General features: G+C 44.7%; 18 protein-coding genes, 1 other RNA gene and 1 pseudogene. 3 read left to right on the forward strand and 17 right to left on the reverse strand.

Translation table 11 applies throughout. The features are described 5' to 3' along the window. The first annotated feature begins 120 nt into the window (after positions 1-120). From IEX80_RS04590 to ssrA, 3 genes are all read left to right on the forward strand, one after another. Positions 121-519 carry a DUF1573 domain-containing protein gene (locus IEX80_RS04590; protein WP_090525844.1) on the forward strand — a complete coding sequence of 133 codons (399 nt, stop codon included), beginning with the start codon at positions 121-123 and terminating at the stop codon, positions 517-519. A gap of 133 nt (positions 520-652) precedes the next feature. Continuing rightward, entirely contained in the window at positions 653-1882 is a 1230-nt protein-coding gene (locus tag IEX80_RS04595; protein ID WP_188832069.1) for a pyridoxal phosphate-dependent aminotransferase, read from the forward strand. Between the two features lie 132 nt (positions 1883-2014). Beyond that, positions 2015-2383: a transfer-messenger RNA gene (gene ssrA / locus IEX80_RS04600) on the forward strand. Positions 2384-3105: 722 nt separating this feature from the next. On the opposite strand, the pseudogene IEX80_RS27955 reads toward ssrA, so the two are convergent. From IEX80_RS27955 to traK, 17 genes and pseudogenes are all read right to left on the reverse strand, one after another. After that, positions 3106-3894, reverse strand: a pseudogene (locus IEX80_RS27955) (recombinase family protein); the annotation flags it as partial. After that, a complete protein-coding gene (locus tag IEX80_RS04610; RefSeq protein ID WP_188832070.1) occupies positions 3878-4129 on the reverse strand; it encodes a hypothetical protein in 252 nt (83 codons plus the stop codon). The gene IEX80_RS04610 and the pseudogene IEX80_RS27955, both read right to left, overlap by 17 nt. A gap of 172 nt (positions 4130-4301) precedes the next feature. Beyond that, positions 4302-4889: a GNAT family N-acetyltransferase gene (locus IEX80_RS04615; protein ID WP_188832071.1), complete on the reverse strand. Its 588-nt coding sequence runs from the start codon at positions 4887-4889 to the stop codon at positions 4302-4304. A gap of 140 nt (positions 4890-5029) precedes the next feature. Further along, positions 5030-5335 carry a hypothetical protein gene (locus IEX80_RS04620; protein WP_188832072.1) on the reverse strand — a complete coding sequence of 102 codons (306 nt, stop codon included), beginning with the start codon at positions 5333-5335 and terminating at the stop codon, positions 5030-5032. Positions 5336-5381: 46 nt separating this feature from the next. Continuing rightward, positions 5382-5792 (reverse strand): PH domain-containing protein, encoded by a 411-nt coding sequence (locus IEX80_RS04625; protein ID WP_188832073.1) that lies wholly within the window; start codon positions 5790-5792, stop codon positions 5382-5384. 22 nt (positions 5793-5814) lie between these two features. Further along, the gene (locus IEX80_RS04630; RefSeq protein ID WP_188832074.1) at positions 5815-6423 is read right to left on the reverse strand and encodes a toprim domain-containing protein; all 609 of its coding nucleotides are present in this window, start codon (positions 6421-6423) and stop codon (positions 5815-5817) included. Continuing rightward, positions 6423-7199 (reverse strand): DUF4099 domain-containing protein, encoded by a 777-nt coding sequence (locus IEX80_RS04635; protein WP_188832075.1) that lies wholly within the window; start codon positions 7197-7199, stop codon positions 6423-6425. Before IEX80_RS04635 ends, IEX80_RS04630 begins: the two co-directional genes overlap by 1 nt. After that, entirely contained in the window at positions 7200-8375 is a 1176-nt protein-coding gene (locus IEX80_RS04640; protein ID WP_188832076.1) for a zincin-like metallopeptidase domain-containing protein, read from the reverse strand. Then, positions 8314-8796: a M23 family metallopeptidase gene (locus tag IEX80_RS04645; RefSeq protein WP_188832077.1), complete on the reverse strand. Its 483-nt coding sequence runs from the start codon at positions 8794-8796 to the stop codon at positions 8314-8316. The genes IEX80_RS04640 and IEX80_RS04645 overlap by 62 nt, the downstream gene beginning before the upstream one ends. Then, entirely contained in the window at positions 8793-9200 is a 408-nt protein-coding gene (locus IEX80_RS04650) for a hypothetical protein (protein ID WP_188832078.1), read from the reverse strand. Before IEX80_RS04650 ends, IEX80_RS04645 begins: the two co-directional genes overlap by 4 nt. Before the next feature lie 55 nt (positions 9201-9255). Next, positions 9256-9669, reverse strand: a complete 414-nt coding sequence (locus tag IEX80_RS04655; RefSeq protein WP_188832079.1) for a hypothetical protein — start codon at positions 9667-9669, stop codon at positions 9256-9258. Position 9670: 1 nt separating this feature from the next. Next, positions 9671-11668, reverse strand: a complete 1998-nt coding sequence (locus tag IEX80_RS04660) for a type IV secretion system DNA-binding domain-containing protein (RefSeq protein WP_188832080.1) — start codon at positions 11666-11668, stop codon at positions 9671-9673. Between the two features lie 76 nt (positions 11669-11744). Further along, positions 11745-11972, reverse strand: a complete 228-nt coding sequence (locus tag IEX80_RS04665) for a hypothetical protein (protein WP_188832081.1) — start codon at positions 11970-11972, stop codon at positions 11745-11747. Between the two features lie 13 nt (positions 11973-11985). Next, positions 11986-12780, reverse strand: coding sequence for a DUF4138 domain-containing protein (locus IEX80_RS04670; RefSeq protein WP_188832082.1), 795 nt, complete (start codon positions 12778-12780; stop codon positions 11986-11988). A 45-nt stretch (positions 12781-12825) separates the two neighbouring features. Next, a complete protein-coding gene (gene traM / locus IEX80_RS04675) occupies positions 12826-14016 on the reverse strand; it encodes a conjugative transposon protein TraM (RefSeq protein WP_188832083.1) in 1191 nt (396 codons plus the stop codon). A gap of 6 nt (positions 14017-14022) precedes the next feature. Then, a complete protein-coding gene (locus tag IEX80_RS04680) occupies positions 14023-14433 on the reverse strand; it encodes a hypothetical protein (protein WP_188832084.1) in 411 nt (136 codons plus the stop codon). After that, positions 14411-15025 carry a conjugative transposon protein TraK gene (traK, locus tag IEX80_RS04685; protein ID WP_188832085.1) on the reverse strand — a complete coding sequence of 205 codons (615 nt, stop codon included), beginning with the start codon at positions 15023-15025 and terminating at the stop codon, positions 14411-14413. Before traK ends, IEX80_RS04680 begins: the two co-directional genes overlap by 23 nt. Positions 15026-15045: the final 20 nt, after the last annotated feature.

A 15045-nucleotide genomic window follows, 5' to 3' on the forward strand; every position in this document is an offset into this window, starting at 1 on the left:
ACGGTAAAAGTATAAAATTCTATTCTGTATTAGGCAAACTAACAGATAAAACCCCGAGTTTGAGTAATAGTTTTGTAATTACATTAAACCTTTTATATTTGTAATAATCAAATATAACGTATGAAAAAGATATTAATGATTTGCGCGGTAATATTAGGCTTTGCCTTCACCGCATCAGCACAAGATAGCGGAAAAGCTGAGTTTAAATTTAACGAAGAAAAGCATGATTTTGGTAAAATACCACAAGGCACTCCTGTTACTACCGTGTTTGAGTTTACCAATATTGGTAAAGAGCCTCTTATTTTAACAGAAGTAAGACCAACCTGCGGCTGTACCATTGCCGACTATACAAAAACCCCTGTAAAAAGCGGCGATAAAGGCACCATCAAAATCACTTACAATGCTGCCGCTGCTGCTCCGTTTAATAAAACTATCGTAGTTAAATCAAACGCAGTAACTCCCGAAAAATATTTGAACATTGTTGGTGAAGTAGTAGCTAAACCCGCGGCGAGCAAATAACTGATTACATGCTTGATATATCCCGTATATCAATCGGGATATTTAAAAATATATTTAAAAGATCCGGTTTGGGTCTTTTTTCGTTTACAAAGGTTTTACAAAACAGTATTTTGATTTTTAGTAATTTTGCAGGATGCCAAAAATATCTGAAAAAGGGCAACGGATGCCCGCATCACCGATAAGAAAGTTAACACCTTACGCCGATAAAGCTAAGCAGGATGGAAAAAAGGTGTATCATCTCAACATCGGCCAACCCGATATTGCTACACCCGATGGCATGCTGAATGCCGTTAAAAATATTGATTTTAAGGTTTGGGCTTATACCCCGAGCGAAGGCACATTAAGCTATCGCAAAAAGCTTACTGAATATTATAACAAGCTGGATTATAATATTACCCCCGAGGATATTATTGTTACCACTGGAGGCTCGGAAGCGATTACTATTGCTATGATGGCCTGTCTTGATTCGGGCGATGAAGTGATCATCCCCGAGCCTTTTTATGCCAATTATAATGGATTTGCAAGCCAGGGCGATGTTGTGGTTAAGCCTATATTGTCATACATTGATAATGGTTTCGCGCTCCCTCCTATCAGCGAATTTGAAAAGCTGATAACGGATAAAACCAGGGCCATCATTATATGCAATCCTAACAATCCTACCGGGTATTTATACTCAAAAGAAGAGATGGAAGCATTGAAGCAACTGGTTTTAAAGCATGACCTTTACCTTTTTTCGGACGAAGCTTACCGCGAGTTTTGCTATGATGGCCGTTCATTTATATCACCGGTGCACATGGATGGACTTGAAGAAAACGTTGTAATACTGGATACAGTAAGCAAACGCTATAGCGCGTGCGGTGCCCGGTTAGGCTGCCTGATCACTAAAAATAAAGAGTTGCGTGCCACGGCTTTAAAATTTGCCCAGGCCCGTTTAAGCGCAGGCATGGTTGAACAAATTGCCGGCGAAGCTGCAGTTGATACTCCGGATAGCTATTTTGAAGCCGTAAATAAAGAATACACCAGCAGGCGCAACACGCTTGTTAGTGCACTGAACAAAATGGATGGCGTTTATTGTCCTAATCCGGGCGGGGCTTTTTATGTGGTTGCCAAACTACCTATTGACAATGCCGACAAGTTTTGCCAATGGATGCTTGAATGCTTCAGCCTCAACAACGAAACTGTGATGATGGCCCCTGCCACAGGCTTTTACAGCACACCCGGCGCAGGATTAAATGAAGTGCGTATGGCATACGTTTTAAATAACAGCGACCTTAAAAAAGCAATGATTTGTTTGGAGGAAGCATTGAAAGTTTATCCGGGCAGAACGGTTAGCAGTGAGCAGTTATCAGTTGGCAGTTTGTAACAGGCTGCTGCGCCAGGCAGTTTCTTAATTTATTAATACGGCAAACTGCCTGCTTAAAACTGCAAACTATTTCCGTATATTTGTAACCGCTTTACTGCAACTGCCTATTCGGCTAATACAAACTCAAAAAATGGGGTCGACCGGAATTGACAGGATGGAGATAAGTAGGTAAGCATGCAGCGCGTTGGGTGAATTAGCGCTTTAATCTGAACGCTCAAACTTACAAATGGCGAAAATAACTACGCCTTAGCTGCCTAATTTAGAATTAGCATAGCTTTTGTCCCGCCGGTTTTCCGTTTCATCGGATCGGCAATCGGGGCATCGAAAGATGAAACTGGCCTGCTTAGGGTGTGATAAGCGGGTAAGATAAAGCACCTAAGGAAGACGGTACAGGTAAGCGACTGACCTTCCCCTTCCCTACAATTAAACAGAAGCTAAGCATGTAGAAAGCTTACCTTATACCATGTTTGGACGAGGGTTCGAATCCCTCCGGCTCCACCCGAAGGGATTTTCTCAGGAAAATCCCTTTTTTTGTCTATTATCAACAACTCTTTATCTCTCATTATCAGCTCGTTATGTGCAAGAACAGGTAACAGTGTAGGTGTTCGATAGATACCGTTTTTGTAGTACAAATTGCTGTCGAACACCTTAGAAACCAAAACTCTTTTCTCAATGGTATCAGACTGATTATAAATCGATTTCAGGTCTCCTAATTGATGTAGATGCTTCTTCAGAATTTTATAACCCTGATCCTGGTTCCGGGCATACCGCTCTATGTAAGCCTTAATTGTAAATATCTCGGTATTATAAGTTGACGACCAACGTTCATACGTGTCACGACCGATTTGATTACTAATCCATTTTTCTTCCACTGAATGTAGTTTTTCTTCGAGTGTTGCCAGCTCTGATTTCTTATGGTCAATGGTTTCCCGTTGTTCTTTGAGCCTGTTTTCTAACGATTCATCAGCAGTGTTTTTGATCCTGTTAATTTGCTCGCTGGACAGGCTGATATACTCAAGGATTTGTTGAAACTTATCGTGGGCCTTAATCGCACTTATATTATTATGCTTCGAATGTTTGCATTTATAGTAATAGTACCAGTTGCCGGCTTTTCCCCTGGACGGAGCACCGCTGAGTGGTTGACCGCAGTGGCATTTAAGAATACCCCTTAATGGCATTTCATCGCTTAATGTTTTTTTACTTCTATCCGGCTTTTCCAATTTCTGCTGAACGATCTGCCAGGTCATTTTGTCAATTAGCGGCTCATGCCGGGCAGGAAATAAGCCTCCGGGATGTTCTTTGAACGGTTTCGCGCGCACCATTCCTGCGTATACAGGGTTGGCCAAAAGTTTCTCGACCGCAGAATTTCCTCTTCTGTTGAAACCCATCGTTTTCGATTGCTCTTTGATGATTACCAAAGGAACATCTCTCAAAAAGGATTGATATATAAAGTGTACCACTTTGGCTTGCTCCTCATCTATTTCGAGCGTTCGATCTTTTCCTTCTCCAACTTTTCGATATCCAAAAGGAGGCAGGTTACTAAGGAAGCGCCCTTCCTTAGCTCTGGCAGTATAGTTTCCGCCCCGGATTTTAATACTTCGGTTGATATTATCTTCCTCCGCAAGTAACAGTTGTAAACCTGTTCTGAAATAGCTGCCCGGAGTGTCGTAGTCGAAGATTATGCCCTCAGTAACGCTCACTATCTGAATACGATATTGCCGCTGATAATTTTTAACGAGCGTCATTGCCTCTCCCGCATCCCGGCTGAAGCGATCTAACTGATCTACGATCAAGTAATCAACGTGCCCCTGATGCTTTTTAATAAATTCCTGAAGCTTTTTAAAGTCAGGCCGGTCGAAAGTCTTGGCACTATGTCCCCTATCTATGAAAGTATCCACGAGTAGAACATTGTTATTATTGACCCACTGATCGGTATACAGCTCCTGACGTTCGATTGAGCCATTGCTTTGTCCTAAATGACTAAATCGTAAATATCTAATTGCCCGTTTCATATAATTCTCTTAAAGTCGCATTTACAATTATTTCTGCTATTAAATTTAGCAATTCTGTCTCTTTTTCCAACTCATTTTCTGTAAAATGTGTTGCAATTTGTTCGTCAAGATCCAGGCGGACCTTTTTTCGATAAATGCGTTTGTTCTCGCCCGAAGACGGAGTGATTTTTCTTTTTCCACCCATTTTGATAAAATAAAGAATTGGCCAGCTGTCAACAGCACGGATAAGAACCATCCGGATTAACTGGAGACGGATGAGGATAAGTTTGTCGCACATGCAGTGAATAAGCCACCACCACCCGAAATCCGGGGACGCATAAAAGCGAAATCACCAGAAACAGAGCCTTAAGCTCAGGCCTGGACATTGGTGAGTACAAGTGAGTAGTTATTAAAGTTCTATTTACAGGTTAAGCTGCAATAAATTTTGCTGGCTGAAAACGGTAAATATCCTGCGTAGGATCAAAAAAGTTATGGTAGCTAAAGCCGGAACGTTTCAAGACTTTTTGAGCGGCAATGTTCATCCTGTTTACAACAGCCGCTATATCGCCAACTTGCTGGCTGATAAGCGAATCCAGGAACAACGGCAAAAGTGATGACATCAGTTTTTTGCTGGCGTATTCAGTTTTAAGACAAAATTCAATAAAATGTGGATACTGCTTTAAATCGTAATGTTCCCTGGCCAGGTCAGGCGAAATGACATCAATAATTCCAATGATGCGGCCGTCTTCCTTTTTACGAATAAAATGTAGGTAATTTCTTCCGCAATGAAAGCTTATTAAAGCATTTTTCAATAGCGTATCCGCGTCATCGATAGAGTTTAGTCTCTTAAACGGCAGGTATTTCAAAGACTGGTTATCGGAAAGGATCGCATAAATATCGCTTACCATACCAGGCCATCGTTGAAAATCGAGAGCGTTAAAAGATTGTATAAGTAATGTGTCGTTTTCGAGGTGAACAGGCTCCAGCATAGTTTGCGAATATATAAGGAAATGCATTTTAATCGCAATGACATTAAGCATGGAAAAGAGAAATTGTTTTAAAAAAACAACTTGGTTTACTGGAAAGATTTTCGTCTGTAAGGTAATCTTAAATGGCTTCGACCGAAAAATACGCTAAACCACCGAAAAACATGGATTTAAAACTGGCGGTAAAATGCGGAGTTGCGCATGTAGTCATTGAATCTGCGCTGATATTCCCTCTCTATGGCAAGCCTGCGGTTAATGGCAGCACATCGCCAGAAGCAGAATACCCAGGCAAGAATCGCAACTGAAAGACAGGTCAATGTTTCCTTTCTTCTTTCAGACATAAACGGCTCATGATGTTTTGCAATAACAGTTTGTTTACTATGAACGCGGGTGTGCTGACTATTCCCAAGCGCGCCAAATAACGCAAAAGTAGAAATCAGGCAGGCCAATAAAACATTTCTGATAATCGCTTTCATAAATCAATGTGATAAATTTACTAAATAACTTAGTAACAACCAAGTTTTAATCTACTATTTCCCAAATGGCATTATTCTTTCTGGCATCCTGAACCCGCATTCTTATGGTATCTAAAAGATCAGATGCTGGTATACCGGTCAACCGGCAAATTTTGCTGGTGGCATCAGTTGTTATTAAAGTCAGGTCCATAAGTTTAAAGATCTGGAACAGCAAAGATTGTGTAACAATAAAATCTTTAATCCTGAACATCTCCAGCTGATCGGTGCGTTTAAAAAGAATTCCTGTTGTTACCCGGATGAATTCACCGGAGATCAGGAAACGGCGGCAGCGGATCAGGCAGAGTTTGTAAAGGGCTACAACGCAGGCTGCGAGGCTCAACCAAATTAAACAGGGGGAGAATCGCCATGCCGAAAACAACAATGCTATCGCGGTAAGCAAATATGGAAGTGCTTTCATAAATGCGAAAATCTTCGCCGGCCTAATATGTATATCTTCTATCTGCATGATCTTTGAGTTGTTCTAAAAATGTATTGAAGAGTTTCGGTTTCATTGTCCGGTAATTATTCCTGATACCGAACATGCGCTTATAAGCTGCCAGGCTCAGTGATTCCGTATCAAAAAAACGAATGTGTTCATTCCTTGAAATGGTGATCAGCTGATCACGGCAGCTTATGCGCACTTGACCTTGCTGAAGCCAGGCGGAAACTTTGATATCTGTTATCCGGGCAGCCAGGTCATTACCGAAGGCCAGGACGATTTTTCGCCGCGGAAAAGCCTGCCTGATCCAATCGATTTGTTCTCTACACACCCGCGTTCCCAGGGAGATCACTGCTAAATCGCTAAGATTGCCGAAGCGTTGAAAGTTAATGGTCAGCATTGCGATAGCTTCCACAACCGAATGAACGACGATCAAAGTCGGCGCAAACCGGCTTCCGCCTATCCATGCATTTCGTGTGGTAGGAACCCGATGACCTTTTTCGTCGAAAGATTCCCTGTCATCGCCATAGTCAAAAACGGCCTCGGCTGTCAAAGCAAAAAAGCAGCGGACTTCCGTGGGAATTTCGAAGCCCGAAAGGGAGAGTGACATCAGCGCGAAAATCCGTTGCGGGAATAAGAGCGTTCCACCTGGTTTGGAGGACCGGGCCTTTGATCTTCCACATCCCTTATTGCAGCGTAATATCCGGGGCTCAGCCTTCCGGCTGTCTTCTCATCCCGTTTTTTGTTGAACAAGGCATTGAGGCCTTTGTAGATCATATATGAAAGTCCCCCATCCATCAGGATAGAGGCTACAAGCGAAAGCCTGTCTGAACGAATGCCCTGGCGATCGGTTCCAGAATAGTTAAACCTCGTGCCGTCGGCGATCTGCACTTCTTTTCCTTTCCTGTAATTTTCTTTTTGGGCGGGTGTCAGGAATTCATTGTTTACCATATCCGGAACAAGGATCTTTTCCGTATCCGAGACAATGAACTCCCTGGTCTCTGCATCATACTCGACCAGCAATTCCGTTTTATTCCCTTTATCGTCCTGCAATATCCGCAGGAGGTTTTGCACCTCCCCCTTCTCTAAAAGCTGCGCTTCATTCCCTGTCAGGAAATCAGGTATTAAAGGCGTGTGGTATATCGGGTGTATCATCAGGTCGGTCTTTCCGTTCTCGTTCATCTTCAGGGACACCTTGGCATGCAGGGACTTGATCTTAAGATTTTCAGCCTGGAGGTCATGCAATTCAAGTAGTTCCGTACGGCGGCCGGAAAGTAATGCTTTCAGGTCGTCAACATTTAACAGTAGCTGGCCATCTGATGCGAGGCCAATGGTTTCCAGGTCTTTGACCGGAAGATCCTTTTCTTTGAAATTTAAGAGGTTCATCTATCTTTCCAGTTGAAATTCTTGTTCAGTAGTTGTTGATTGTGCTTTTGTCTGATCAATGGCCTGACCGTTACCCTGAGGATCCCGTTTAGCTTCCAGGAGCGCTTTATAAAGGCCATAGTCGGGTTTCAGCGTTTTACGTGCACCATCGCTATCCTCCACGCGAATGCTTTTATTTTTATAGGTTTCCAGTACTTTATAGGTAGTGTCCATATAATCGATCCGGTCCCCCTGTTTAAAAGTGACATCTGCCTGCTGTCTCTGTTCGCGTTTCAGGTTGGTTCCCAAGAGCAGGTTAGCGGTTTTCTGCGCATCGCGTGCAGCTTTGGCAATTTCGAATGGCTCCTCCCTGAGGATCTTAGTAAAATTGTTCATGTAAGCAGCCTGATGGCCGAAGTTATGACCGACTTTGAGTTCTCCCCCGATGATAATAGCTGCGATGGCCGCCCGCATTTCCTCCTTGGCGTATTCCATTGAACCGAATTTACCCTCCATTGGCCTGTTAAGGCGGCTTTCATGCCCGGCCCAATGTCCGAGCTGGTGGATCACCGCCTGGGCATATTTGGTCTCATTTTCAAAATGGCTTTTTTCCGGCACGAATATGGCATCCCTTATTTTGTCATAATAAGCTTCCTGTCCGCCCTCGATGATTACAGCTTTGCTGTCCGCTATCAATTTTTCCGCTTTCTGCAAAGGTGTAAGTGTATCGCCCTGCTCTTGCCTGTCCAAAAAGTCCTTCAGAGGTGTAACGTCCTTCATTTGTTCTGCATTGAAGAGAAAGGATTTGGTGGACTGAGGTTTGTCGAATTCCACGGTTTTCGTTTGTGTAACTCCTGCGCCATCCTTGATCTTTTGTCCTTCGGCTGTCCGTATTGCTTGTATATCACTGGTTTTCTGGAACTCAATCATCGTACCCTTCTCTCCTTCCCTGACCCAGCTTCCGGCAAATCTTGCAGCATCGGCAGTTAGCCATCGTGGATCATCGTACCGTTTCATGCCCAGGATTAGCGCATTCATGGCGCTGTAGCCCTTACCGGTTGAGGGATTAAACGGTTTTACAAAGGCTGGCATGCCATTTTCCTTTACCGGTTTCTGAAAAAGGGAGTTACCCTCTTTAATTTCCGTGATCAGCTTTTCTGAAAGCTGAACAGGAAGTGCTTTGAAGTTTTTGCTCATTTTCGTTTTTGATTAGCAATTCATATAAAAAATTGATGGGATCGATCAGTCTTCCTTTATATTTCAGGCTGAAGTGCAGGTGTTCACCGGTAACCCGTCCTGAGTAACCGGTAATGCCGATGGGTTGTCCCGCCCTGACGCTATCCGAAGTACCGACCATGATCTCCCTGAGATGACCGTAGGTAGATTGAATATTTCCGTGTTGCAGGCAAACGTTAAATCCCAGGCCATTATTAAAGCCGGCGGACCGCACAGTGCCGTTAAGGATCGCGAACACCGTATCCTGGCGGGCGTGAAGGTCAACTCCTCCATGTAGCTGATACTTTCCGGTCACCGGGTTTAAGCGATAGCCAAAGGCAGAATTGATATGCAGATGTCTTAGCGGAAGGCAAAGCATTAAAATGCATACATAAGGTTTCATCGGTCAACGGCGGTGCCTATTTCCTGCTTTTGTTGAGGTATCAGCGGTTCAAGGACCCGGCCCTGCATTCCAGGGTTATCACGGGCGATGGCAAGTGCGGCAAATAAGGCCTGAGAAGTTCCCCTGTCCTGGAGGAGCATCACCTTATACATCGCTTTGAAATCGGCGACTTCCATTGATGAACCGTTCTTATTCAGATCATTGAATACCTCTTGCTTATCTTTTAGTTTAGATATTTCGTCCGTCTGGTAGTAAGCTTCACCTCCGCCCGGAAAACGAACATAGTTTTCAGAGGCGGACCTGATATAGGTCAACACGCCGATGAGCGCAGTTGATTGTCCAGCATCATTTTCCGGTGCTGGCCTTACCAGTACGGGAGTGCCGTTCAGAATTTCGTTCTTCATTACTTTGTGTTTTTAATTTGTCGATGAGAGGTGGCGATCAGGTGCTGCGGGGTGTTCAACGTTCCATACCCGGCTGACGGTCAATCCCAAGCAACAAGTCCAGCCTGATAGTGGCAGCATCACGGATATGCTCATTTTTGAGTACCAGTTCCATCGCTGTGCGATGATGCTTTTTTGTTCCATAGTCTAGGAGGAGCGCTATATTTTTAAGGTCTTTGAAGTCATTTACGGATAGCGTATGCGGCTTATCCCGGAGCAGATCATAGATCTCCGTAGATTTTCTTAATGCAAGGAGGGCATTCGCACCATGCCAATGTTCGCTCGCCCCGCCGTAATCCACGAAGAAATCGTCACGGAAGGCATCCGCTTTGGTTATTTGACCGATAACGCCGGCTTCATCCGCGTGTTGCGCCCACATCTTTGGGTTCATCATCACTATCTTTCCATTCAATTCAGGATCTGGTATCATTTTAATTCAGTGTAGTTTTTACCATTCCCGAAGTAGCCGGGGGCTTGAAGGACACGACCATTTCCTGGATTTCACGGCTGATCCTGTCGAAATTGCGACGCAGCTTTTCATCTGTTTTTCCGTTGAAATCGTAGAACGATGGCAACGGCCGGTAAGCCTGCTCCTCTTTTCGGATTTCTTTGAGATTGAGATTAACCCGGCAGTTTATCGCCGAAGTCTCAAATTTCCCGGTATATGCTTCTTTGACGTCGGCTGCGACCATACCAACCAGTTCACCCGCATTAAGAGATGCAATCTTTCCTGCCGGAATCAGCGCTTCAAGTTTTTCGTTAAGGGAGGTTGATGTTTTATTGCGATCGATAGAAAGCCCCTCCCCGATCTGTTTGGATTTCCCGAGCAGGCGTTCGAGCCAGTCCAGCGTCTCCTTGTTCCTGACAGAACCGGAAAGTACCGTGCCGACCACGGCAGTTATCGTAGCAGCCGTATCTTTCCCATATTGCTGTTGAAATTGGGGCAGTTCCTGCAGGCCCATCAATACGGCAACCTTATTGCTTCTCGCTGTAGCGATGAGGTTTTCAACCCGGTGTACAAACAGCGTAGGCATTTCGTCAACGATCAGGGCTGAGGGGTTATTTCCTTTCGTGTTGATCAGCTTGGTGAGGCGGTTGATGACAATGGAATAACAGGCCGAATTTATATTTTGCGTATTGGGGTCATTTGCCAATACGAGGATACCCGGACTTTTTTTATCAGATATTTTCAGGTTAAAATCGTCCCCGGAGAATACCCAGTAAGTTTCCTTGGTTGCCAGGCGGCTGATAAAGATCTTGAGCGTGCCGATTTGTCCTTCCAGTTGATTAAATGCCTTGGCATCATAGGCCGTCATGAACGGTGAAAGCAACGATTTGAGTTCCGGTTCAGAAACCAGGGCATTGAATATCTCCTCGTAAGATCGATTCAGCAATGCCAGTACATGAGGAAAGCTTGAGTAGATACCTCCTCTGTACTTACTCATAAAATAGATGCAAGAAGCCAGGAAATTAATCGCCGACTGGGTGAAAAACTGATCACTTCCTCCCGAGCGGTCACCTTTTTTTAGGGCTTCCACCAGTGCCTCGGCCGTTTCAGCGGCGTCGGCCAGTGACCGGATATAGTCCGACCGCCAGGGATTAATGCGGCGGCTTTTCTCCATGTCGTTAAGATTGATCACATGAAAAGTAAAGCCTTTCAGCCTGCCGTTTTGTTTACCAAGGAGGTAGTGGTAATAAGCGATCTGGCCGAGATCAGGAAACTTCACATCGTACAGGCATATAGAGAACTGTTTGAAAATCAGCTGCCTGATAAAGGGGTTGACGATACTAAATGATTTTCCGCTTCCCGGCGTCCCGATAAGCATCACAGATCTATAGACATTGCAGATATTGATCCAGCCTTTTCGGACCCTTCCCCCGTAGTAAAAGAGCATCGGAATATTAACCGAATAGGGTGTTTCGATTTTCTTGACCGGCTGCATGAAGCTTTCCGCTTCCGAGTTCCATTTGTCCTTACCAAGTCCCGATCTGATCAGCTTTGAAACATTGTCCATCGCTGTGCTCATCATTATTGCCCCGATAAAAGAACAACACAGGTACAGCAAATCATACCTTGATGTATAGGCAAATACAAGAGGCGAAGCGCGCCCAAGAAATACCATGCTCCCAAAAAACAATAACAAGCCTGTCGTTAGGGGATAAATGATATAAGTTTTGGGATCGAAATCTATTTTCTTTTTTGCCAGCGTCCCCACACTGACCAGGCAAATGAGTCCCATGGTTGCCAATTTGCTGTAGAGGAGCGTTGAGTAAAAAACAAGGTGGCTAAGCTTATTTAATGGCGTATGAAAAATTCCCCAGAAAGGTGCATCCGGGTATATAAAAACAGCTGCTTCCAGCAAAATAGAGACATAAATGCCGCATTGAAAAAAACCATGCAGTTTTTGTTGTTCACGCGTTTCCTCCATGAAATAAGAGGTTGGAGATATAACGGACCACCGGCAACTGCGGGTGGCCGATCGAGCAGAAGCTAAAGCGCGGGATCTAGTTATCCGGCTCCAGTTCCTGCAGGTAGACCGCTATGATACCGATCAGTTCGTATCTGAGGAAAGGGTCGTCCTCTTCAAGTCCGATTAGCAGCGGCGCGCATAATTCTATCATACTGGTGAGTTCGTAATGCAGATTGTGCCCGTTTATTAAGCCAAGATATCTGACCGGAAATTCCTGTTCAAGCACCAGTTTTACATAAGTATAAGCTAAAAGATCAGTCATAAGCTAAGATCAATTAATTGGGCAGGGCATCTGCATCAAGGATATCCTGGTAAGGTATGGACAGCGTCAAAACACGGCCGGAGACTTGTTTTTCACTGAGCTCGACCTTTAGGACTTTATTTCCTGGGATGGACAGTTTCCTGAGCACGAAAACATTCCTGTAATTCCTGGAAAAAGCGGGAATGTTATACAACTCCAGCTCCGGAACGATGGGGATCGACTGGCTATTGGCCGCTTTGGCGATTTTCTTATCTTCTATGCTGAAGTGAAAATCGGCGATATCGTACTTGATTCGGGTTTTATTACGATAAGCAATGTCCAGGAACAGGTAATCCCCGACACTGTAAATATGGTTGACCAGCCCATGGATCCCATAAGCAGTTGCGCTTTCCCTGGGTTTTCCAGCCTTGGCGGAAATCAGGTTGGTTGCCATTGACCTAAGCTGATTTTGCGAAAAGCCGATTCCCGAAATATCCAGCGGATGTGTGTCAGGCGGAAGAATTTCAATTTCGGTGGGCACTCCGGCGTAACCGGGAACTAAACGGTACTGTGCAATAAACTTTTCACCTGCCACGGTCAGGATCGCGCTATCGAAAAATTTTGACGTGTCCCGGAGCTTCAGGCGGAGTACATTTTTTAGGGGGAGATCCCCGGCGAGCTGTTTGCTGGAAATATCCACATACTGGATCGGCTCTGGAGAGATAAAATGGATCGTGGCCTTTACAGGCAAGTATACGAGCGGGAGCTTGTCCTGCGCAAGGCATACCGATGCAAACAACGTCAAAACGAAGAAAATTATATTTTTCATAAAAAAACAGTATTAAATGTTCGGATAAATAAGGGGCATTCCCGATTAAAACTTTTGGGGCATTTTCCTGCCGGACAGGACCTCTTCGTTTTTCTGAGCGCTAAGCAAAGTATCCGGGTCAACAATAAACAAGTACGAGTTGTATTTCAGTTTAGCCTTGTTTTTACGGATCACTTCAGCAATGGCAGAAGATGTGGACTGGAACATTTTACTGACAGAGCTCATCAGGAATTGGTTGTTTCCTGTGCTGCCGTCAATGGAGAAGCCCTGTACCGTATTACCGCCGAGATCTTTAGTAAAATCGCGAAATGCGGAGGATGGTATATAAAGGCCGGGCATGCCGTCCATGTCGTAGACGTCCAGTTTTACCGGCAGTATCTTACCATGATATAAGATAGAAGTGATGGACAGCGTAACCCGTTGTTCCGAAAAACCGCTGATGAGGGCATAAAGGTAAGTTCCCTTAGCCACCAGGTTATTCCCTGCCCGGATATCTTCCAGTAGCCTGATCCTTATCCGGGAGCCGGCATATCCGGTCAGATTTTCATCTATAACGGCACTGATCAGCGATGGTGTTTTTTCAGGGAGTATGGTATTAAAATCCTCCGATAAAGAATCTGCCTTGCTGACCGGGAGTCTGACCTGCTCGTCCTGCCGCCTGGCTATGGCTTCCGCTGCCTGTTTTTTCTTCACCTCATCTTTGTAACCGGGATCATTTTGCCTGGAAATGCTATCCATAATTGCCATTTGCTGACGAAAGATTTCCATTGGGTCCTGTTCATGTGCGGGGCGCGAAGCAGGCACACCTGATCGTGCCCTGCCCATGTCCTCTAATGCCGTGGCCATAACCTGATCATTGCGAGGCCAGCCAGTCTTATCCGGTAAAACATGAGTTTTTTTGAGGGCAAGCTGCATCGAATCAAGCAGTTGCTTGCTGCGATCTGCAGTATTGTTGTCGAATGCAGGGTCAGATGAATTTTCTTTGGGGATTATCCCCACGGCGGTAACACCATTAGCTTCCTTATAGGCATTACGGTAAGCGTCCAACTTATCGGAAAGCTGCTTCCTGCTAATATCAGCGGACACATTGCCCACCGTACCATTAAAGCCTGTTGGCTCCTTAACTACCTTTTCAGGGCTTGGTGAACTGCTCTGCCAGATATAAAAGAAAAAGCAGAGAAAGGGCAGCAATATAGCAGGCAACACATATTTGGGCTGTTTAAAGTTGATTTTCATAAATTTTCATTTTAAAGATTGTTTTAACCTGGAGAGACGGTCAAGTGTACTGTCCAGCAAAACACTGTCTGTTGGGGTCAGCTGTTTTTTTGCCGAGAGGCTATCGACCACCCGCCTGAGTTCCAGGGCCTGCCGTATCGATGTAGCTATGCCCGTGATCCGATCGAAGCCCTGCTGCACTCCCCTTGTCACCGGCTGGTGTACTTTTTTTTCTGAAGAGTGGCGAAAAAGGGTAAAGGACAACAGGAATGACAGGATGATCAAAACAATCATACAGCTGAACAAAAACTTCGGATATGCTACTGATAATCGCTTAACAGCCACTTCCCCAGCCTGGAAATAAGTACCGAACTCCCTTCTGAGTTCGCTGTACAGGGTGTCCCTGGGATCCCTGTTAGAACGAATTCTTCTCAACATCCTGTAAATCTTTATTTTCGAGCGTTTTCCAGTTGGTAATTAAAACACCGTGCGGGTTATGATCACTTCTTGGTATATCCTTTAGGTTACCTTCTGTAATGAGGGACCGTACCACGGTAGAACTACGGCGATCGATTTTCAGCTTTCCATAGAAGCGGAAATATTGTTTAGGCATATTGACAACAATAGAATCCGTCTGCAGGGTAAGAACCGAGCTGGAGGAAAGGATAGAATTAAAGAAGCCGTTCTCTTTCAGGTTATTGTACTGTAGCATCCCGGACTCATCCACCAGGTACATCGCTTTTTTCATCTGGTATTCCATGTAATTATCATCCGGTGTCAGTGAAAAAAACAAGGAATGAAAGAGATCGACGTCAGCCCTGTACTCTGCGGGCCGGTTCATCTGTACATCAGTCTGCCTCGCCAGTATGGGAATATTGTTATCCAGTATGTAAATGGTTTTCTGAGCGTTGGATACAAGCCTGAATGCGTAAAAGAAGTTCATACCGACAATCATAAGAGAAGTAAACAGGCTTCCCGCGGCAATGAATGTCGCAAGCCGGATTTTGGCCTCGATATTTTTGATGATCATAATTTAATTTTATGTAAAAA

Origin of the sequence: Mucilaginibacter rubeus (assembly GCF_014643835.1) — a bacterium.
Lineage (GTDB): Bacteria > Bacteroidota > Bacteroidia > Sphingobacteriales > Sphingobacteriaceae > Mucilaginibacter > Mucilaginibacter rubeus.